The sequence below is a fragment of the Leucobacter luti genome (assembly GCF_019464495.1).
Lineage (GTDB): Bacteria > Actinomycetota > Actinomycetes > Actinomycetales > Microbacteriaceae > Leucobacter > Leucobacter luti_A.
In genome coordinates, this window is the sequence record NZ_CP080492.1 from 2119078 (window position 1) to 2138929 (window position 19852).

General features: G+C 64.6%; 15 protein-coding genes and 2 pseudogenes. 6 read left to right on the forward strand and 11 right to left on the reverse strand.

What is annotated here, in order from left to right; all coding sequences use genetic code 11:
* Positions 1 to 340: 340 nt before the first annotated feature.
* From K1X41_RS09570 to K1X41_RS09580, 4 genes and pseudogenes are all read left to right on the forward strand, one after another.
* Positions 341 to 2533: an alpha-ketoacid dehydrogenase subunit alpha/beta gene (locus K1X41_RS09570; protein ID WP_220174455.1), complete on the forward strand. Its 2193-nt coding sequence runs from the start codon at positions 341 to 343 to the stop codon at positions 2531 to 2533.
* Positions 2530 to 3342, forward strand: a complete 813-nt coding sequence (locus K1X41_RS15685; protein ID WP_258566423.1) for a biotin/lipoyl-containing protein — start codon at positions 2530 to 2532, stop codon at positions 3340 to 3342. Before K1X41_RS09570 ends, K1X41_RS15685 begins: the two co-directional genes overlap by 4 nt.
* Positions 3225 to 3854: a 2-oxo acid dehydrogenase subunit E2 gene (locus tag K1X41_RS15690; RefSeq protein WP_258566730.1), complete on the forward strand. Its 630-nt coding sequence runs from the start codon at positions 3225 to 3227 to the stop codon at positions 3852 to 3854. The genes K1X41_RS15685 and K1X41_RS15690 overlap by 118 nt, the downstream gene beginning before the upstream one ends.
* A 61-nt stretch (positions 3855 to 3915) precedes the next feature.
* Positions 3916 to 4350: pseudogene (locus K1X41_RS09580) on the forward strand (FMN-dependent NADH-azoreductase); the annotation flags it as partial.
* Between the two features lie 280 nt (positions 4351 to 4630).
* On the opposite strand, the gene K1X41_RS09585 reads toward K1X41_RS09580, so the two are convergent.
* The 11 genes from K1X41_RS09585 to K1X41_RS09635 all read right to left on the reverse strand — a co-directional run bounded on the left by K1X41_RS09585 (position 4631) and on the right by K1X41_RS09635 (position 15825).
* Positions 4631 to 5098 carry a RidA family protein gene (locus tag K1X41_RS09585; protein WP_220174456.1) on the reverse strand — a complete coding sequence of 156 codons (468 nt, stop codon included), beginning with the start codon at positions 5096 to 5098 and terminating at the stop codon, positions 4631 to 4633.
* A 76-nt stretch (positions 5099 to 5174) separates the two neighbouring features.
* Positions 5175 to 5924 (reverse strand): HpcH/HpaI aldolase family protein, encoded by a 750-nt coding sequence (locus K1X41_RS09590; protein ID WP_220174457.1) that lies wholly within the window; start codon positions 5922 to 5924, stop codon positions 5175 to 5177.
* 30 nt (positions 5925 to 5954) lie between these two features.
* Complete coding sequence (locus tag K1X41_RS09595) at positions 5955 to 6758, reverse strand: carbon-nitrogen hydrolase family protein (RefSeq protein ID WP_133616390.1); 804 nt, start codon at positions 6756 to 6758, stop codon at positions 5955 to 5957.
* Between the two features lie 117 nt (positions 6759 to 6875).
* Complete coding sequence (locus K1X41_RS09600; RefSeq protein WP_133616391.1) at positions 6876 to 7766, reverse strand: LysR family transcriptional regulator; 891 nt, start codon at positions 7764 to 7766, stop codon at positions 6876 to 6878.
* 2 nt (positions 7767 to 7768) lie between these two features.
* Positions 7769 to 9454, reverse strand: a complete 1686-nt coding sequence (locus tag K1X41_RS09605; protein ID WP_220174458.1) for an ABC transporter ATP-binding protein — start codon at positions 9452 to 9454, stop codon at positions 7769 to 7771.
* On the reverse strand, positions 9451 to 10296 hold the full coding sequence (locus K1X41_RS09610; RefSeq protein WP_133616393.1) for an ABC transporter permease: 846 nt from the start codon (positions 10294 to 10296) through the stop codon (positions 9451 to 9453). The genes K1X41_RS09605 and K1X41_RS09610 overlap by 4 nt, the downstream gene beginning before the upstream one ends.
* Positions 10293 to 11246: an ABC transporter permease gene (locus K1X41_RS09615; RefSeq protein WP_208107869.1), complete on the reverse strand. Its 954-nt coding sequence runs from the start codon at positions 11244 to 11246 to the stop codon at positions 10293 to 10295. Before K1X41_RS09615 ends, K1X41_RS09610 begins: the two co-directional genes overlap by 4 nt.
* Before the next feature lie 25 nt (positions 11247 to 11271).
* Positions 11272 to 12840: an ABC transporter substrate-binding protein gene (locus K1X41_RS09620; protein WP_220174459.1), complete on the reverse strand. Its 1569-nt coding sequence runs from the start codon at positions 12838 to 12840 to the stop codon at positions 11272 to 11274.
* 313 nt (positions 12841 to 13153) lie between these two features.
* A complete protein-coding gene (locus tag K1X41_RS09625; protein ID WP_220174460.1) occupies positions 13154 to 13993 on the reverse strand; it encodes a carbon-nitrogen hydrolase family protein in 840 nt (279 codons plus the stop codon).
* A 3-nt stretch (positions 13994 to 13996) separates the two neighbouring features.
* On the reverse strand, positions 13997 to 14818 hold the full coding sequence (locus K1X41_RS09630; RefSeq protein ID WP_133616396.1) for a creatininase family protein: 822 nt from the start codon (positions 14816 to 14818) through the stop codon (positions 13997 to 13999).
* 332 nt (positions 14819 to 15150) lie between these two features.
* Positions 15151 to 15825, reverse strand: a complete 675-nt coding sequence (locus K1X41_RS09635; protein ID WP_133616397.1) for a TetR/AcrR family transcriptional regulator — start codon at positions 15823 to 15825, stop codon at positions 15151 to 15153.
* A 112-nt stretch (positions 15826 to 15937) separates the two neighbouring features.
* On the opposite strand from K1X41_RS09635, the gene K1X41_RS09640 reads away from it, so the two are divergent.
* Positions 15938 to 18730 (forward strand): MMPL family transporter, encoded by a 2793-nt coding sequence (locus tag K1X41_RS09640; protein ID WP_258566424.1) that lies wholly within the window; start codon positions 15938 to 15940, stop codon positions 18728 to 18730.
* A gap of 169 nt (positions 18731 to 18899) precedes the next feature.
* Positions 18900 to 19565: pseudogene (locus tag K1X41_RS15695) on the forward strand (YhgE/Pip domain-containing protein); the annotation flags it as partial.
* Positions 19566 to 19852: the final 287 nt, after the last annotated feature.

Genomic DNA, 19852 nt, shown 5'->3' on the forward strand with positions numbered 1-19852 from the left:
GGGAACTTGCCTGGTGGGCTGCGCGTGACGCAGATCCCCGTGAGAATCTCGAGCGATGCCATGAATGTATCCAAACGTCGCCGCCGTGTAACACTATCCCACGAATTGGAGCGCGCAAACCCGGCGCGTGATTTCCGTTCGGTTTCTACTCTGTAGCTCGATATTTGTGGACTATCCACGAGGCGAGCGGTGCTGAAATGGGTGAATTGACGAGTCGAACCACGGTTGTGACTCTCGGGAGAAGTGGTCTAATGTATCCAATGCCTGTTCGACGTCGCGATGATTCGCGACGCTCGCCGCAGGGACAACGCAGAGTGCTGATGCAAAGACGGAGAGACGCATGCCGAGACGCCGCAAACTCGATACCGGGGTGCCCTGGATCGAGCTGACCACCACTGACGCGGACTGGAAGAGCGCTGACCCTCAGCTGCTCGCCACGATGCTCGGCGAGATGCAGCTGATCAGGGCCTTTGAGGAAGCCGTGCTGGAGCTCGCGGGTGCTGGTCTCGTGCACGGTCCAGCCCACTCGAGCATTGGCCAGGAAGGCGGCGCCGTTGGATCCATTCTGACGCTGCGCTCCAGCGACGGAGTGAACGGTTCGCATCGCGGTCACCACCAGTTCCTTGCCAAGGCAATGACCCACGTCTCGGGCGGTGCCTTGGATCTCCAAGCGCTTGTGGACACCGACATGCAGGCCATGCTCGACCGCACTCTCTCTGAGATCCTCGGCCTCGCTGCGGGATTCTCAGGCGGTCGCGGCGGCTCCATGCACCTGCAGTGGCTCGAGGCTGGCGCGCTCGGCACGAACGCGATCGTGGGCGGTGGGGCCCCGATCGCCGGCGGCAACGCCTGGGCGCAGCGCTTCGCCGGCACCGATGACGTATCGATCAACTACTTCGGAGATGGCTCGAGCCAGATCGGTTCCGTGCTCGAATCGATGAACCTAGCTGCGGTGTGGCAGACGCCGGTCATGTTCTTCATCGAGAACAACCTCTATGCCGTGTCGACGCACGCGAGCGAGGCCAGCGCAGACACACGGTTCTCGGTCCGCGGGCAGGGCTTCTCGATCCCGGCGTGGCGCGTTGACGGAATGGACCCCCTCGCGGTGCACCTCGCGACCCAGGAAGCGCTGGAGCGGATGCGGAGCGGGCAGGGTCCCGCGATCATCGAGGCTGAGGTCTACCGATTCTTCCACCAGAATGGCCCATTCCCAGGCAGCGCCTTCGGGTACCGCAGCAAAGCGGAGGAGAAGGACTGGCGAGAGCGCGATCCGATCGCGCTCGTGGCCCGCAAGATGCAGGAACTCGGTCACCTCACCGCAGCTGAGGCGGAGGCGGTGCGCGAACAGGCACAACAGGCCATGGCCGATGCCGTCGCGAAGATCATTGAGAATGATCCTGAGCGAGAAGGGAAACGCCGGATCAAGCCAGCGCTCTGGCCGGACCCTGCGGTGGTCGATACCGGGATCCGCAGCGACGCGAGCGAGCTCGCAGCATGGACAGCGGTCGAGCCGGATCCCACCGCCGGCACCTGGCGCGACGTCAAATTCGTGGAGGCCGTGGCACAGACGATGGCGCGCCGCATGGAAACTGACGACCGCATCGTGGTGCTCGGAGAAGACGTGCACAAGCTCGGTGGCGGCACCAACGGCGCGACGAAGGGGCTCGCCCAGCAGTTTGGCTCGGAGCGCGTGATCGGTACGCCGATCAGCGAGAACGCCTTCTTTGGCTTCGCGACGGGGGCGGCACTGGACGGCCGGATCAGGCCCGTCGTGGAGTTCATGTACCCCGACTTCATGTGGGTAGCCGCCGACCAGGTATTCAACCAGGCTGGCAAGGCACGCCACATGTTTGGCGACAACAACACGGTGCCGCTGGTGCTGCGTACCAAGGTGGCCATGGGGTCGGGCTACGGCTCACAGCACCTGATGGATCCCGCGGGAGTCTTCGCAACCCAGGCCGGGTGGCGCATCGTCGCAGCCTCGACGGCAGCAGACTACGTTGGACTGCTCAACGCGGCGCTCGCGCTCGAAGATCCGGTGCTCGTCATCGAACACATGGACCTGTACGGCAAGGCAGACAGCCTGCCCGACGGGGACCTCGACTACATCATTCCCCCCGGGAGCGCTGCGATCCGGAGGGCGGGATCCGACGTCACGGTGCTGAGCTATCTCTCGATGGTGGATCACGCACTCGAGGCCGTCGCCCAAACCGGGATCGACGCCGAGGTGGTAGACCTGCGCTGGCTTGATCGCGCCTCCATTGACTGGGGCACGATCGAGGAGAGCATCAAGAAAACCAACGCTGTGCTGATCGTAGAACAGGGAGCCCAAGGATCCTCATATGGCGCATGGCTGGCAGACGAGATCCAGCGCCGTTTTTTCGACTGGCTGGATCAGCCGATCGAGCGGGTGACCGGGGGCGAAGCGAGTCCCAGTATCTCGAAGGTGCTCGAACGAGCAGCGATTGCGGGCACCGAAGAGGTCGTCGCTGGCCTCGAGCGCGTGCGCGCGGCAATGGGAGGAAACTCATGACCGTGATCGTACGCATGCCCGAGATCGCGACCGGCTCCGACGAGGCAGCGATTGCCGGGTGGCTGGTCGCCGTCGGGGAGACTGTCGCAGTGGGACAGGCCCTCGTCGAGATCGAGACAGAGAAAGCAACTGTCGAGTTCGAGGCTGAGCAACCGGGCACACTCGCTGGCATCCTGCTCGCGGCGGGGAGCACGGCCCCGGTCGGGGCTCCGATTGCAGTGCTTGCCGCTGACGGTGAGTCGATGGCTGATGCGCTCGCCGCGGCTGGCGCAGCTGGCGCGGGCACTGCTCCGTCAGCTGAGGCCGGAGCGGACCAGGCGCACAAGCCGGTCTCGGCGGAGGCAGCGGTCGTTCCGACGGCGGTGCCGGTGCCGGTGCCGGTGCAGGCGGCGGCCGCGCCCGAGGCACCGGGCGCGCGCCGCTTTGTGAGTCCACTGGTGCGCAAGCTCGCGCGTGAGCGCGGCATCGACCTCGTGTCGGTGCGCGGATCCGGCCCGGGGGCAGGATTGTGCGGCGTGATCTTGACGGCATCGGCGGGGGCACCGCAGCCCCAGCTGCGATCCCGCAGCCGGCTCAGCCCTCCCTGCCACCCCAGCCAGCGGCTGCTCCTCTGGCATCCACGGGTGCGAGCGCGTCAGCCGAGTGGGTCGACGTGCCCCACACCGGCATGCGGCGCGCAATCGCACGACGGCTGGCCGAGAGCAAGAGCACAGTCCCGCACTTCTACCTGGTGGCGGACTGCCGGGTGGACGCGCTGCTTGAGCTGCGCAGTCAGATCAATGCCGTCGAGGGCGTGCGTGTCTCAGTGAACGACTTCGTCGTGAAGGCGGTAGCCGGAGCGTTCCGCGACGTGCCGGCGGCGAATGCGATCTGGACCGAGGAGGCCACGCGCCGGTTCACCGGTGTGGACATCGCTGTAGCGGTCTCGGTGCCAGCAGGTCTGCTCACTCCCGTGGTGCGCGGGGTGGAGCGCATGTCGCTCGGTGAGCTCGGAACGGCGATCCGGGATCTTGCGGGGCGCGCACGCGAGGGAAAGCTCAAACAGCATGAACTCGAGGGTGGCTCGTTCTCCGTCTCAAACCTGGGCATGTACGGCACCTCAGAGTTCGCCGCGATCCTGAACCCGCCCCAGTCCGGAATTCTCGCGGTCGGGGCCGCGCAGCAGCGACCGGTCGTGCAGGCCGATGGCACGGTGGGGGTCGGCACGGTGATGACGGTGACACTCTCGGCGGATCACCGCGTGCTCGACGGCGCGCTCGCCGCAGAGTGGCTGGCTGCCTTCACGCAGCGGATCGAGAACCCGCTGAGTATTCTCGTCTAGGGAATGGAGATCCGATGCGGATCCTGGCCGCGTGCCGGCCGCAACCGTGAGGAGGAACACCATGGCAACACTGCTACACATTGATTCTTCGGCTGCGGGTGAGCTCTCAGCGACGCGCGCACTGAGCCGCGCGTTCGCCGAGACCTGGCGCACGGCGGGCCCGGAGCGCCGGATCGTGGTGCGCGATCTGCACGCGGATCAGCTCCCGCACCTCGGCTCGGTTGCGCTGCACCGGCCGCGGGCGGCACGGGGCGAGACTGGGTTCGACCCGGCGCAGGCTGAGCTGCAGGACCGCGTGCTCGCGGAGCTGCTGGCGGCCGACGTGGTCGTGATCGGGGCGCCGATGTACAACTACAGCATGCCGTCAACGCTCAAGGCGTGGCTGGATCTAGTGCACATTCCCGGTGAGACGGCGTTCACCGACCCCGCGGACCAGCCGCTGCGCGGCAAGCGCGCGGTGGTCGTCACGGCGCGGGGGATCGCAGCCGAGCCGGGCATTGATGAATACGTCACTGGGCCGCTGCGCCAGGTGCTTGCGGTGGCGTGCGGGATGGACTTCGAAGTGGTCTCAACGAGCCGCACGCTCGCGAACGTCATCCCCGCGCTCGGGCCAGAGTACGCCGCGGCCGAGTTCGAGCAGGCGATGGCGCGTGTGCGAGCTCGCCGCCCGTCCCGAGCCCGCCTAGCCGGCATCCCCGCGCGATCACCCGAGAGGGACCCCGGATGCCGACTGCGGTCGCGCCGCAGCCGGCATCCGGGATCCCTCGGGAGCGGGGCTAGGCCGGGTGCGGCAGTGCGATCCAGCCCTCGATCTCCACGAGGAGCTGGGGTTGCGCGAGCGCTGAGACGATTGCAAGCGAGTGCCCGGGGAGGTCGCCAGCGGGGAACCACTCCGAGAGAATTTCGTTTCGCGCTTCCGCGTACGCGACCATGTTCTCCTGGCCGACAAGGAAGGTCATGAGCCGCACGATCGACTGCGGCGTACCGCCAGCTGCGGCAATGAGTGCCTCGATGTTGCGGAGCGTGTGCCGAGTCTGTGCCGCCACATCAGCTGGAACATCGCCAGCAGGATTCGCGCCAACTTGGCCTGAGATGAACACCCACCGCGCGGCCCCGGTCACGGTGGCGAGGTGAGAGTATGCGCCCACTGGTGGCGCGAGATGGTCCGGAGAATACCGCTGGATCCGGAGTTCAGCGGCAGGCGAGCCGACGGGGTCAGAGGAATGGCGATCGAGGGTGCTCACGGGGTGCTCCTGTCTGTGCGATGAGGAGCGGGCCAGTGTGTTGATACATCCCCTGGCCCGCTCACTCCTGGTCTGATTAGGCAGCTGCCTCTGACACGAATTCGTCCATGAGGGTGCGGGCGCTGCCGTACCCCTCAGCGATCGCCGCGTGCTGCATCGTCAGGAGGACGTAGTCTGCCCCTTCTGCGACAGCAAACTGCTTCTCGACCGGGGTCCACGCCGGGAGTACCCACGGCTTATCGTTCGCGCGGACTGCGGCGATCACCTTACGGAAATCATCGAAGTCGGCCTCGGTCTGGCGGTACACCCCGCGCCCTCGCATCAGCGAAAGGTCCCCGGGCCCGATGAACACACCGTCGACTGTGGGGAGCGCAGCGATAGCCTCGATGTCACGCAGCGCTCCCGGATCCTCGACCATCGGGAAAATCTTGATGTCGCGATCCTGCGCGGCCACCCACTCGTCGTCGTAACCGCCGTAATTCATCGTGCGTCCACCTGCGAGGCTGCGCGACCCGAGCGGCGGGAACTTCGCGAAGTCGGTCACCCGTTTGGCGTGTTCGAGCCCCTCGATATGGGGAATGATGACGCCGTCGGACCCGAAGTCGAGTGCCTGTTGGATCGCGCCCCGCTCAGGGACGAGCACCTTTGACAGCACTTCGAGGCCAAGCCCCTTAAGAACGGGAACGAAACGTTCCAGGATCGAGAGATCGAATGCGCCGTGCTCAATGTCGAGCACCACAAAGTCGTAGCCGAGATTCGCGACGATCTCGCCGGTCGCGACGCTTGCGTCGGAGAGCCAGGCGCCCTGCTTGAGTTTTCCGGACATGTGAGTGTTCCTTTCCTTCGGTGTAAGCGGTCACACGCCGGGGGCGGCGGCGACGGTGAAACGACGATTCGCGAGTGAGGGGTTGGTTGCGCGCACCTCAGCGATTCGTTCTGGCTTGATTGCGGTGGTAGCGACGCCACTGCGTTCGCCCACTTCGCCGAGGATCAAGCCCATGGGGTCGACGATCAGACTGCCACCGGTGCCGAGCGTTGGCCCCTGCGAAACCGCCGCGACGTAGAACGTGTTCTCTATCGCGCGCGCACGCGCAAGGGTCTGCCAGTGGTCCTCCTTTCGAGGGCCGGGCACCCACGCTGCCGGGTACACGAGCACGTCGACACCGGCATCGGCGTGCTGCCGTGACGCCTCTGGGAATCTGAGGTCGTAGCAGGTGAGCATGCCGACTCTGACTCCGGCAACATCGATGGTGACGGGGCCGTCGAGCGGCCCAGCGCAGATGTTGTCGGACTCCTTGAACCCGAACGCGTCGTAGAGATGGGTCTTCCGGTAGACCGCGGCGAGCCCATCGGCTGGGGTCAGCACGACGAGCGAGTTGTACGCACGCTGTTCGCCCGGAATCTCTTCCAGGATGCCGGCGACGATTGTGACGCCGGTGCGTTTCGCCGTCGCGGCGAGGCCGGAGACGAACGACCCGTCGAGTGGCTGGGCCTTGGCGAGCACCTCGGGGGTCAGCGCAGTCACCCCGATCATGGCGAACTCGGGGAACACGGCGAGGTCAGCGTCTTCTGTCGACGCGACCTGGGCCAAGCGGTCGATCTCCGCGAGGTTTGCGGCGATGTCCTCGGTCGAGACCATCTGACAGATGGAGAGTTTCATGGGAGTCCTTTCGGGATGGATAGTCGTGCTTCTGGGGAGTTTTTGGGGTGGCTCCGCCCCGCTCGGCTGGTGGAGCCGAGCTCAAGTGCGCCTGGGGCAGGTTCTGCGGCGGCCGGATCAGCCGCCCGTCGTGCACTCGGCGATGCAGTGTTCAACGAACGCGCGTCCCACCGAATCGAGGCGTCGGGAGTACCAAGAAATCGACGTAGTCATGCTCGCTCGGGGCTTCACGAGCTTGCGATACACCACCCCGTTCGGCCGGAGATAGGAAAACGACTCTGGCGCGAATGACACACCCATCCCAGCGGAGACCAGCCCCGCGTGGTCAAGGTAGGAGCCGAACGCGTTCAGGCTGTTCGGTGAGAAACCAGCGTTCATGCACGCGGCGACTACTGAGTCAAAGCCCATCGGGTTCGCTGAGCGCGGCCCCTGAATCAGGCGCTCGTCGCGCAAATCTGCGAAGCACACCTCATCTTCCTCCGCGAGTGGGTGACCGCTGGGGAGGCAGACCATGTACTCCTCGCTGAAGAGTTCAGATGAGGAAAGATCTTTCAGATCCGGGCGCGTGAGCAGCACTGCGACGTCGACGCTGCCCTGCTCGAGTTCCTCGATGAGTGTGCTGGTGGCAATGCTTCGCAGACTCACCTCTGCCTCAGGGAACCGCTCTTGGAAGGAGCGCACGGCCCGTGCCGGCGACGCGAAGAGCATCGCCGGCACGATTCCGATGCGCACGCGACCGAATTGGGCCTCGCGCGCCTCCTCAAGGAGCTGCGAGATCTCGCCCATGGAATCGAGCACATTGCGGCACCGGAAGTAGAACTCGCGCCCAGCCTCCGTCGTGGTGATGGGCCGCGTTGTGCGATCGATGAGCTGCAGCCCGACATCCTTCTCGAGGCGCGCAATTTGTTGGGAGAGCGCTGGCTGCGTGATGAAGAGCTCTTCGGCGGCGAGCCGAAAACTCCCGGCGTCGCAGAGAGCGACGAAGGCTTCGAGGCGGCGCGTTTCCATGATCAGACCCGCTTCGCTGCCAGGCGGACTTCGCGACGTTCCCGCTGCACCTCGGGATCGGGTACTGGGGCGGCAGCGATGAGCTTGCGCGTGTACTCGTCCTGCGGGTGATGCAGTACCTGCTCTGTTGGCCCGTGTTCCACCACGTCGCCGTTGCGCAGCACCACCACGCGGTTCGACAGCGTCTCTACGACGGAGAGATCGTGGCTGATGAACAGGCAGGAGAACCCCAGCTCGCGCTGCAACCCGAGGAACAGATCGAGCACTTGCGCCTGTACCGAGACATCCAGAGCAGAAGTTGGCTCGTCCGCAATCATGAGCACCGGGTTCGTCGCGATCGCGCGGGCAATGCCGATCCGCTGCCGCTGTCCACCCGAGAGCTCGTGCGGGAATCGGTCAACCCAATCGGGGTTGAGCTGGACCTGCTCGAGCAGCTCCTGCGCCTTCGCGCGACGCCGCTTGCTGTCACGTATCAATCCCTGCCACTGCAGTGGATCACCGATCGCCTGGCCGATGGTGCGCCGTGGATTCAGCGAGGAGGCCGGATCCTGGAACACCATCGTGACGTGTTTGCGCAGTTGTTTGAGTGCGGCGCCGCCGCGAGTCGCAATCTGTTCGCCCTCCACTTCGAGTGTGCCCTCCGCGATCGGGATCAGGCCGATTGCGGCCTTCCCGATCGTGGACTTGCCCGATCCGGATTCTCCAACCAGACCGACAATCTCACCCTTCGCGACCTTGAGATCAATACCGTTGATGGCCTGAAACCCCGGTCGCCGCCAGCGCCCTGGATACCTGATGACGGCCTGATCCAGTGAGAGCACGACCTCGGGCAGCACGGTGAGTGCGGTGACGCCATCGATGCGCAGCTTCGCGTTCGAGGAGTCCAAAAAATCCTTCGCCTGGCCCAGATGGGGCACTGCGGCGAGCAGCTTCTGCGTGTACTCCTCGCGGGGCTGCTCGAACAGCTGCCGCGCTGGGGCGGCCTCCACAACTGCGCCGTCCTTCATCACCACGACATCGTCGGCCACATCGGCCACCACACCCATATCGTGCGTGATGATCAGCACCCCCATGCCGAGCCGCTCTTGCAGCTCGGCAATGAGATCGAGGATCTCAGCCTGCACGGTGACATCGAGCGCTGTAGTTGGCTCATCTGCCACGAGCAGCTCAGGCTCACTCGAGATCGCCATCGCGATCATGGCACGCTGCCGCTGTCCACCCGAGAGCTGGTGCGGGTAGTCGTCGACTTTAGCCTCGGGATCGGGCATATGCACGTCCCTGAGGAGCTGGATCGCGCGGGTGCGCGCTTCCTGGGCGCTAATATCGCGGTGGCTTCGCAGCGCTGCAATCAACTGCTGCCCGATCGTGTAGACCGGATTCATCGCCGTCATTGGCTCCTGAAAGATCGTCGCGATCCGGGAGCCGCGTAGCTTGCGGAGCTCCCGATCCGAGAACTGCGTGATGTCAACGCCGTCGAATCGGATCGTCCCAGTTCTACGTGTGTTCGGGGGCAGGAGATCCAGGATCGACATCGATGTGACTGACTTCCCTGATCCGGACTCGCCAACGAGCGCGAGCGTCTTTCCCTTCTCCAGCTCGAACGAAACGTTGTGCGTCACCGCACGCCACCCGTCGGGGGTCTGGAATTCCACGGAGAGCTGGTCGATAGTGAGAAGTGGTGTGCTCATGATCGCTGCTTCGCTTTCGGGTCGAGGAGGTCACGGAGCGCGTCGCCAAGAATGCCGAACGCGAGGATGGTGATCACCACGAATGCGCCGGGCACCAGCAGTGCGTGTGGGTCAGTGGTGAGGTAGCGCTGCCCCTGGGCCACCATCGACCCCCATGACGGCGTTGGCGGAACCACGCCAAGGCCGAGGTAACTCAGGCCAGATTCGAGGAGAATCGCGGCCGCCATCGTGAGCGAGAACTGCACAATGATCGGTGCCGAGACGTTGGGCAGGACTGTCTTGAACAGAATCACCGGCGTCGGGGCCCCGAATGTCTTGGCGGCGTCGACGTACTCCTCACGCTTGACCGAGAGCACCTGGCCGTAGGTGATTCTCGCGAAGATCGGGGCAAAGAGCACTCCGATTGCGATGATCAGGGTGATTGATCCAGGCCCGTAGAGTGTGACCGCGAGCAGCGCGAGGATGATCGGCGGGAACGCGAGCACCACGTCGACAATGAGCCGCATCGTGACGAACTCGGTGAGCCCGCTGAAGTACGCTCCCAGCAGCCCGAGTAGCGTCCCGAGCGCCGTGGCGAGGAGCGTTGCCCCCAGCGCGATGAAGAGCTCGATCTGAGCACCGTACATAATTCGCGAGAGAATGTCGCGACCCAGCTCATCGGTGCCGAGAATGTGACCCTCGGAGAAGATGGGCTGCAAGCGCAGGGCAACGTTTTGTGCAATCGGATCATAGGGTGCCAGCAGCGGGGCGAACACCATGACGATGAGCATGACGAGCAGGTAGATGGCCATGATGGCGCGCAGCGGCGTAATCGCCTGACGCACGCGGGGACTGAGTTTCATGATCGCCTCACTCGGGGATCGAGAATGCCGTAGATGATGTCAACGACAATGTTGATCAGGATGAACATGAGGGCGATCACGATCACGATGCCCTGGACGACTGGGTAGTCGCGATTGGTGACGCCGTCGACCAGGAGACTGGACATGCCCGGATAGTTGAATACTCGTTCGACGAGCACCGTGGATCCCAGCAGCGTGCCGAAGCCGATGCCGATCACCGTGACCACCGGCGTGAGCGAGTTCCGCAGCACATGCTTGCGGAACACAGTGAGCGGTGCCAGCCCGATCGACTTTGCTGTCCGGACCCAGTCCTGGCCCTGCACCTCGAGTACCGCGGATCGAGTCATACGGGCGATCTGTGCCGAGAATCCCACTGCCAGCGAGATCGCTGGCAGAGTGAGCGACCAGAGCGCCCCGCCGGGATCCTCTGCGAAGTCGACATACCCGCCGGCAGGGAACCACTTCAGGGAGATCGAGAACACGAGAATCAGCACGGCGCCGAACACGAACACCGGGAGGGCGACGCCAATGGAACTGAGTGCCGTCACGCAGGTATCAACCCACCCGCCTTTTCGGCCAGCGAGTGCGCCGAGGGCGACGCCAAAGACGACCGAGAGAAGTGTCGCAAAGCCGACAAGCAACAGGGTGCGGGGGAGCCGTGCGCCGATAGCTTCGAGCACTGGTTGAGAAGTCTTGAACGAGTCGCCGAGATCGCCGGTAAAGACGCCGCCGAGAAAGTGGAGGTACTGCGCGAAGAGGGGCTGGTTCAGCCCGAGCTGTTCGCGTACCTTCTCGATTGCCTCTGGCGTAGGGGCCCCTCCGTCACCGACACTGAGGAGCAGGACGGCCGGGTCCCCCGGCACGAAATGTAGGGCCGAGAAGATGAGCGTGAGAACCAGGAGTACGAGTCCCACGCCCATCGCTAGGCGCTTCGCAATGAATGCAAGCACGATGTGATTTTTCTGTCTCGGTCGACTACTGCATCGAGGTGTTCGCGAGCATGTAGCCGCTGTAGAACGTTGCGGTGCCGGGAATGTTGGTGAAGCCCGTCACGTCCTCAGAGAAGCCGTATGCTTGCGCTCGCGTGTTGAGTGAGGCGAAGGGGACGTCTTCGGCCCAGATCTTTCCGATGTTCTGGTAGATCTCGTGCTTCTCGGCATCATCTGTCGTGCGCAGACCGTCGCCGATCAGGCCTGCGATCTCGTCATTGCTGTAGCCCCAGCTGACGTTGTAGGTGTTGTCGCCAGTGACCCAGTTGATGAGGTAGGACGGATCGGTGACCATGCCGCTGTCACCGGAAACAGCGATGTCGTAGTCACCCTCGTTGCCCTTGGAAACTCGCGTTGACCAGTCAGGGGCGTCGAGCGTGACGTCGATGCCGATCGCTTTGAGGTCCTCCTGGACGGACAGCGCGTTGTCCTGCAGGAAGGTGTACTGCGAGGTGGCGAGCAGCGTCGCGGGGAACCCATCGGGGTAGCCAGCTTCGGCGAGCAAGGACTTCGCCTTCTCGGGATCGTACTCCCAAAGGTTTGCGAGATTCTTTTCGTACGCGGGGTCTTTCTCGGAGATCGAGACGCCGTAGAGTGGCTCTCCATTGCTCTGGAATGCTGCCAGCACTGAGTTGTCGCGATTGAGCGCGTATGCGACGGCCTGCCGCACCTTCGGGTCAGCGAAGGGCCCCTCCTCAACATTGAACTGGACGTATTGGAACGGGCCGTTCACCTGATCAACGGTGAAGCCCGCATCCGCAACGCGATCGAAGTTCTCCCAGGTGACGTAATCGATGAGATCGACGTCGCCAGAGAGCAACGCGTTCGTGCGGGCTTCCCCGTCTGCGTAGAACTTCACGTCGATTTCATCGAGCGCGATGTTTTCGGCATCGTAGTATCCGTCGTTCTTCTCCATGGTGAGGCCGATGCCCTGATCCAGGTTCGTCATCTCCCACGGACCGGCGCCGACCCAGTTCGCGGTGTCGGGATTTAGCGAGGCGTCCGGCACGATCGCAGCGAACGGAAGCGCGAGATACTGCAGGAATGCGGTGTTTGGTTGCGACAGCTTGACGGTGACCGTTGATCCACCATCGCTTTCGATCGACTCGATATCGGCGAACGGCGCTGCGAGCTGCGATCCGTTCGCGACATCGCGGTAATAGTCGAGCGAGTTCTTGACGTTGTCGGCCGTGAGTTCACTGTCGTCACTGAAGGTAAGACCGTCGTGGAGTGTGAACACAAACGTGGTGTCATCAGGGGTGTCGACGGACTGCGCAAGCGCGGGCACCGCCGCTCCATCGGCATCGAAGCTCATCAGGCCGCGGTGCACCATGGTCAGCAGCTGGTTCACCGCTGTGCCCTGTGAGGCGCCGGTGATGGGCTGTGCAGGATCAGCCGAGAGCCCGAAGGTGAGGACTTGAGTGGCGCTCGAATCACCCCCGCTCGAATCGGGAGCAGCTGTTCCGCCGCAACCGGTAAGGGCAAGGGCAGCGACGGCCCCGAGCGAGAGTGCAGCAAGCCAGGTATTGCGTCGGTTCGGGCGCGTGAATGACATCGGGTATTCCCTTCGTTGGGTGGAACCCCACCCCGAAGCGTGGCCGGTGATCTCTGTGTGGCGAGGAGTCTCAGCGCTGAGAGCTCTTGCGGCCGCCGTTCGAGGGTGCTGGGCGAGCGGGTGTACCGCTCGATCCCCAATGTATGAGGTTGCAACATAGGCTGCAAGTAAGAATTGGGAGAGGGAGATAACGCCGCGCTTATACTTCGGAAAATACCCGATCAGAACGCAGATTTTCCGCGCCCTTTGCGCCAAATTGGGGCTCGCCATACCCGGCCGGGAGCGGTTACCGCCGGCCGGGCCTGGCTGCCGTCTAACTACCCGAAGGGAGGGGCTGCACCCGCGGCGCTACGCTCACGCGACGGTTGGCGAGTGACGGCACAGTCGTCCGAACTGCGGCGAGGCGTGAGCGATCCACGGTCGCTGTGATGAGTGCGAGGTCTTGTTCGCCCGCGTCGCCGAGTTGCACACCGAGCGGGTCGTAGATCGCGCTGCGGCCTACCGACTTCACGCTCACCTCATCGGACGCGAACACATACGCGGTGTTTTCGATCGCGCGCGCTCGCAGCAGTGTGAGCCAGTGGTCTTCTTTCATGACGCCGCGCGCCCACGCCGCGCTCAGTGCCAACACTTCCGCGCCCTGGTCGATGAGCAGCCGGAACAGCTCTGGGAACCGCAGGTCATAGCAAATGGCGAAACCGACTTTGATCCCGTCGATGTCGAGCACCGGCGGCAGTTCGTTGCCCGGGGTGATCGAGTCGGATTCGCGGACTGAGAATGCGTCGTAGAGGTGGATCTTCTCGTACTCCGCGACGATCTCCCCGCGGTCGACGAGCAGCAGAATGTTGAGGGCGCGATCAGGGTTCGCCTCGCCTGGGAGTCGCTTTGACATGCCGGCCGCAATGAACAGGCCGTACTCCAGTGAGAGTCGGCGGATCTCGGTCGTAAACGGGCCTGTGAGTTCTTCGGCCGCAGCGACGCCCTCGCGGATCGGCGCACTGACGCGGTGGTACATTGCCATCTCGGGGAGGATGAGGACTCGCGATCCCGCAACTGCGGCCCGCTCCGCGAGAGTTGCGATTGCGGCGAGATTTGCGGCCTTGTCCTCGAGTGCGGGGAATTGACCGACGCTGATTTGCAGTGACTCAGCCATGGTCTACGCCCTCGCCCACAGTGCGTTCGCGGTGTTGCGTTCGAACTCTGCCACGAAGCCGAGGCAGACGTCGTGGGCAACGCGCTTGATCCACTCGGCGCCCAGTTCGGCTGAGCCGAGTCTTGGATTGCCAGTGACTCCGGAGGGCGCGACATCGGAGAAGTCCCAGTACAGCGTTCCCGACTCGACGGTGCCTGGGATTGCGCCCTCCGTGTAGTTCGTAGGCGTCCAGCCCTCAAACGGGGCGAGTCCGCCGTCGGTGATGAGCTGTGACTGCACGAGTTCAGGGAACATGGCGAGCATCGCGCTGTGCTCGGGCTCTGAACCGTGCCCATAGGCGGTTGCAGGATCCTCGTACAAATCGCGCATGACGCGGTAGCCGATGCCCCACGGGTACACGCTGCCGACGAGCACCCCGTATTTCGCGCGGAGCTGCTCTGCTGCGTGCGCGGCCGAAGCCTGGTTTCCGCCATTGTTGTTGACGATCACGATGCGTCGGAATCCGTGCTTGACCAGGCTGTCCATGACTTCAAATAGCACGGCCTGCAGGGTTTCGAATGAGAGGTTCAGCGTGCCGGCGAAACCGTCGAAGATCGGTGAGTGGCCATAGCTCAGGGTGGGGGCAACGAGCACGGGCGTTTCCAGATGTGCTGCGATGTACTCAGACACCCACTCGGCGGTGATCGCGTCCTCGTTGAGTGGGAGGTGCGAACCGTGCTGCTCGATCGCGCCGGAGGGGAGAAGCACGATGGGGTTCTGTGCTGCGGCGTCTCTCGCCTCAGTCCACGTGAGTTCGCCGAGGCGGTGTGTGCGGAAGTGTCCCATGTGCTCGTTCTCCTTTGATGCGCAGTCGCGGGTCATGAAGCGGGACCGTCGGCAATGGGGAAGGCGCACGAAGAGCCGAGAGTGGGCCGTCAAACGCAGACGATCCGGCTGATCTCGAGCATAACTTTGGGTGAATGTTGACGCACTAACTATAAGCTCGTGTGATATTCGATTCGCGCGCCTTATCGCTCGAGGCGCGAATACTCGCGCGCTTTCCCTCGCGCGCTTCTGGCACTTCCTCCGTCTCAGAGGGACCCCGGATGCCGACTGCGGTCGCGCCGCAGCCGGCATCCGGGAACCCTCGGGAGCGGGGCTAGGAGTGGGCGGGCGCCTTACATCTCTTCGGTCAAGGCGAACAGCAGCTCCGCGAGTCGATCGCCCAGCTGCTCGAACGCCTCGGACGAGCGTTCGCCTGCAAGCGCCGTGACGCGCAGCGCCTGCTCGTACACCCCGCTCAACACGGGGATGACACGCTCTACCGGGATGACAAAGCGCCGCCCGGCTGCTGTGAGGACGCGTTCCACGACGCCGGAGATGCTCGCGTAGAAATTGTCCATGAAGTCGTCGTGGCCAGGCGCGAGGGCCGGATCCCGCATCGCAAGCAGCAAGAACTCCGCCTCGAGTACGAACCACGCGGTGGCATCTTGCGATGGTGCGAAGAACTGCACGATGTAGCTGGCTGCCTCAGCGGGGGAGACACAACCGGCTCGCTCGCGGAGAATGGGCTCCAGCTCCTGTGCTTTCACTGCGAGGTCCGCCGCGCGACGTTCGAACTCGCGCGTGAGCAGCGCGAGAAAGAGCTGTTCTTTGCTGTCGAAGTTCGAGTAGAACGCCCCGCGTGTGAACCCGGCCCGCGCGCAAATGGCCTCGACTGCCGCACCCTGCAGGCCGGCCTCCGCGAACACCTCAATCGCCGCGTCGAGCAAACGAGTGCGAGTCTCTTGGCGTCGCGCGCTCGGCGGTAGCTCGGTGGCGGGTGCCACGTGGCTCGCGGGTTGGGTGGTCATAGTGCGTAGTTTCTCACGTTCAGCTGGTTCGAAGCGGAGGCCGGATACATTAGTGTATCGAAACGGATACGCTCGTGTATCGTCCGTTCATGATCGGAAGGCCCCACCACGCATGTCGACCCTGCTCTATGCGATTGGCCGGTGGGCCACCGGTGCACGGAAGCTCGTCCTCATCCTCTGGATCGCGCTGCTGGCGGTGCTGGGGATCGGCGCTGGCCTGTTTTCGCAGGGTGCCAATGCCCCGATCTCGATTCCAGGTACTGAATCGCAAGAGGCGATCGACACTCTGGGACGTACGTTCCCCGAGGTGAGTGGCACGAGCGCCACGATCATCGTCGTCGCGCCGGAGGGTGAACGAGTCGACGCAGCTCCGTTCACGCAGGAGATCGTGGCTGCGGCGGAGGAACTCGCGGACTTGCCGCAGGTCAACGCCGTCTCGTATCCCTTCGCCGACCAGGGCGCGACCGGGCTCAGCGATGACGGCCGCGCAGCACTGCTCACCGTGCAGATTGATGCGACGCAGAGCGATACACCGGCGGAGACGAGCGACGGCATCACGCGGGTCTCCGCTGAGCTGCAGGACGCACTCCCTGCCGGCTCCGAAACTTCCTACGGCGGCGACCTCTTTTCGGTCTCCATTCCTGGCTTCACGATCACCGAGGCCCTCGGTGTGGTGATCGCGTTCATCGTGCTCCTGTTCACACTCGGGTCACTCCTCGCGGCGGGCATGCCGCTCCTCATTGCGATCCTGGGTGTCGGCGTCACCATCGCTGGCCTGTTCGTCACGACCGCGTTCGCGGACATGACCTCGACCACTCCAATGCTCGCGCTGATGCTCGGCCTCGCCGTCGGCATCGACTACACCCTCTTTATTGTGAGCCGCCATCAAGAGCAGCTACGCGCGGGCTTGGGCGTGAACGAATCCATTGCGCGCGCTACCGCAACCAGCGGATCTGCTGTGGTGTTTGCCGGCCTCACGGTAATCATCGCGCTGCTCGGCCTCGCCGTTGCGGGGATCCCGTTCCTCACCGCGCTCGGCGTCGCGGCCGCCGCAGGTGTTGGCATCGCAGTGCTGATCGGCATCACGCTCACGCCCGCCGTGCTCGCCATGGCTGGCGTCAAGATCCTGCCCAAGAAGCAGCGCGCCGCGTATCTCGCGGCGACGGGGCAAGCGCTCGAATTCACGGAGGCGGAAGCGACAGCCGGACCGGATAGCGGCGACCACCCGGCTCTCACGGATTCCCGTCAGGCCGCAAAGCCAGCGAAGGCGACCGCGCCAGCACCGGCCGCGGCCGGTCCGAGCCGAGCGGACCGGTTCTTTGGCGGATGGGTCCGACTGGCCACTGCGAAGCCGATCGTCACCATCCTCGTGGTGCTCATCGGCCTTGGCGCCGCCGCGCTGCCAGCGATGAGTCTGAGGCTCGCTCTCCCGGGCGCCGAGACGCTCGAAGAGACGAACCCGGCTCGGGTCACCTACGAACTCACGGGTGAGCACTTTGGTGAGGGCGCGAACGGCCCGCTGATCCTCACCGGCTCGATCATCACGAGCGAGGATCCGCTCGGCCTGATGGAGGATCTCGCCGACGAAGTTCGGGCGCTCCCTGGCGTGGCAGATGTGCCGCTCGCAACTCCGAATCAGAACGCAGACACCGGCATCATTCAGGTGGTACCGGAGGACGGCCCACAGTCGGAGAGCACCGAGAAACTCGTTGCCGAGATCCGATCCCACCATGATGAGTGGGAGCAGAAGTATGGTGTGAGTCTCGCGGTGACCGGGTTCACCGCCGTCGGCATTGACGTGTCGCACCTGCTGGGGGAGGCGCTGCTGCCGTTCGGGATCCTGGTAGTGGGGCTATCGCTGATCCTGCTCGCCATGGTGTTCCGCTCCGTGTGGGTCCCGATTAAGGCAACGCTCGGGTATCTGCTTTCCGTTGGCGCCGCGTTCGGCGCGGTCGTGGCAGTGTTCCAGTGGGGATGGCTCGGTGATCTCCTCAACGTGCACTCGGCCGGCCCGGTGTTGAGCTTCATGCCGATCATCCTGATGGGTGTGCTGTTCGGCCTTGCGATGGACTATGAAGTGTTCCTCGTGGCTCGAATCCGCGAAGAGTACGTGCACGGTGCGAATGCGCAGGACGCGATCCGGCGGGGGTTCGTTGGCAGTGCAAAGGTGGTGACGGCGGCCGCGCTGATTATGTTCGCCGTGTTCGCGGCCTTCGTTCCTGAAGGCGATCCGAGTATCAAGGTGATTGCGCTCGGCCTCGCTGTCGGAGTGTTCGTGGACGCGTTCATTGTGCGCATGACCCTGGTTCCTGCCGTGCTTGCGCTGCTCGGCGACCGCGCGTGGTGGATGCCGCGCTGGTTCGCCAAAGTGCTGCCCTCGTTCGATGTCGAGGGCGAGGGACTCGCGCGGGAGCTCGCCTACGCAGAGTGGCCAGCGGATCAGCCCACCGCGGTGATCGCGAGTGAGCGGGCGCAGATCGGGGCAACGGCCAAGTTGCCAGAGCTGCGCGTTGCCCCCGGCGACGTGCTCGTGCTCGATCCGCGTGATCCGGTGAGCCTGCCGCTTGCGGAAGCTGTGGTCGGCCGCGCACCCGTGACCCGAGGGTCCGTGAAGGTCGCTGGTCTCCTGCTGCCGGAGCGCGCCTCGTCGCTGCGCGCCCGATCGGCGTGGGCCACACCAGAGTCGCTGCGCGAGGCGCTCGGAGAACGCCCGTCGGTGCTGGTGCTGGATCTGCGCGCGGCAGCGGAGCGGCCCCTTCCGCTCGCGCTCGTTGACGCGATGCGCTCTGGACTCGCAGCGCGCACCGTTGAAACCTCCGCTCCGCGGCCCCCGAACTCACACTTGTGGTGCTCGGAGAACGCGAACTTGCGCAGCGGATCCTGCCCGGCGACACACGATTCGTGATGCCAGCGAGCGCCGCCGCGTCGGTCGCCGATCCAGCATCTGATCACGGTCCGGCACGAGCACACAGTCTTCCCGCAGCATCGATTCACGAAGGAGGCGCCCGATGAGCGCCGCACTCTCCCGCCTGTCCGGCCGCAAGCCTGTGCGCTGGACCACGATCGTCGGGCTCATGCTGGTGCCGCTGACGGTCGCGGGTGTCCTGCTCTGGGGCCTCTGGAATCCGACCGAGCGGCTCGACACGGTCACCGCAGCGATCGTGAACAACGACGAGGCCGTGGAAGTTGATGGGCAGCTCGTGCCGCTGGGCCGCGTGCTCGCCGGCGAACTGATCGGTGACGCGAAGAAAAAGGCCGCGGACGATCAGACGAACTTCACGTGGGTGCTCACTGACGAAGAAGACGCCACCGCTGGTCTCGATGACGGCCGCTACGCGACCGTGATCACGATCCCGGAGAGCTTCTCGGCTGCGGCAACCTCCCTGTCGGGAGACCCAGACGACGCAGAGCAAGCGACGATCGACATCGCGGAGAGCGACCGCGGCCGCCTGATCGATACGGCGCTGTCCGGAATCGTGACCCAGACCGCCACCACGGTACTGAATCAGCAGCTGGGTGAGCAGTTCGTCGGCAGCGTGTTTGTGGGCATGACCGAGCTGCACAAGGGCATTGGTGAAGCCGCTGATGGCGCTACTCAGCTGGCCGACGGCGGGGAGCAGCTCACAGACGGGGCGAATCAGCTCGCTGACGGCACGCAGCAGTTGGCTGACGGTACGCAGCAGCTTTCGAGCGGAGCAGGGGAGCTGGCTTCGGGGGCGGGATCGCTCGCGTCCGGCGCTGGGGAACTCGCAGGGGGCGCAGGATCGCTCTCGTCCGGGGCGAACGACCTTGCCGGCGGCGCCGGGACGCTCGCCGGGGGTCTGCGGTTGTTTGCCTCCGGGGACGGGACCGCAGCGAACCCCGGGATGAGCGGGTTTGCCAACGGACTGACGCAGTACTCCGCTGGCGCGCGTGTACTCGCAACGGGCGATGGGACGGAGACGAACCCGGGCCTTGCCGGGCTCGCGAGCGGTGTCGAAGCCTATACGAGCGGCGTGAACGAGGCCCTCACCGGGTTGCAGGCCGG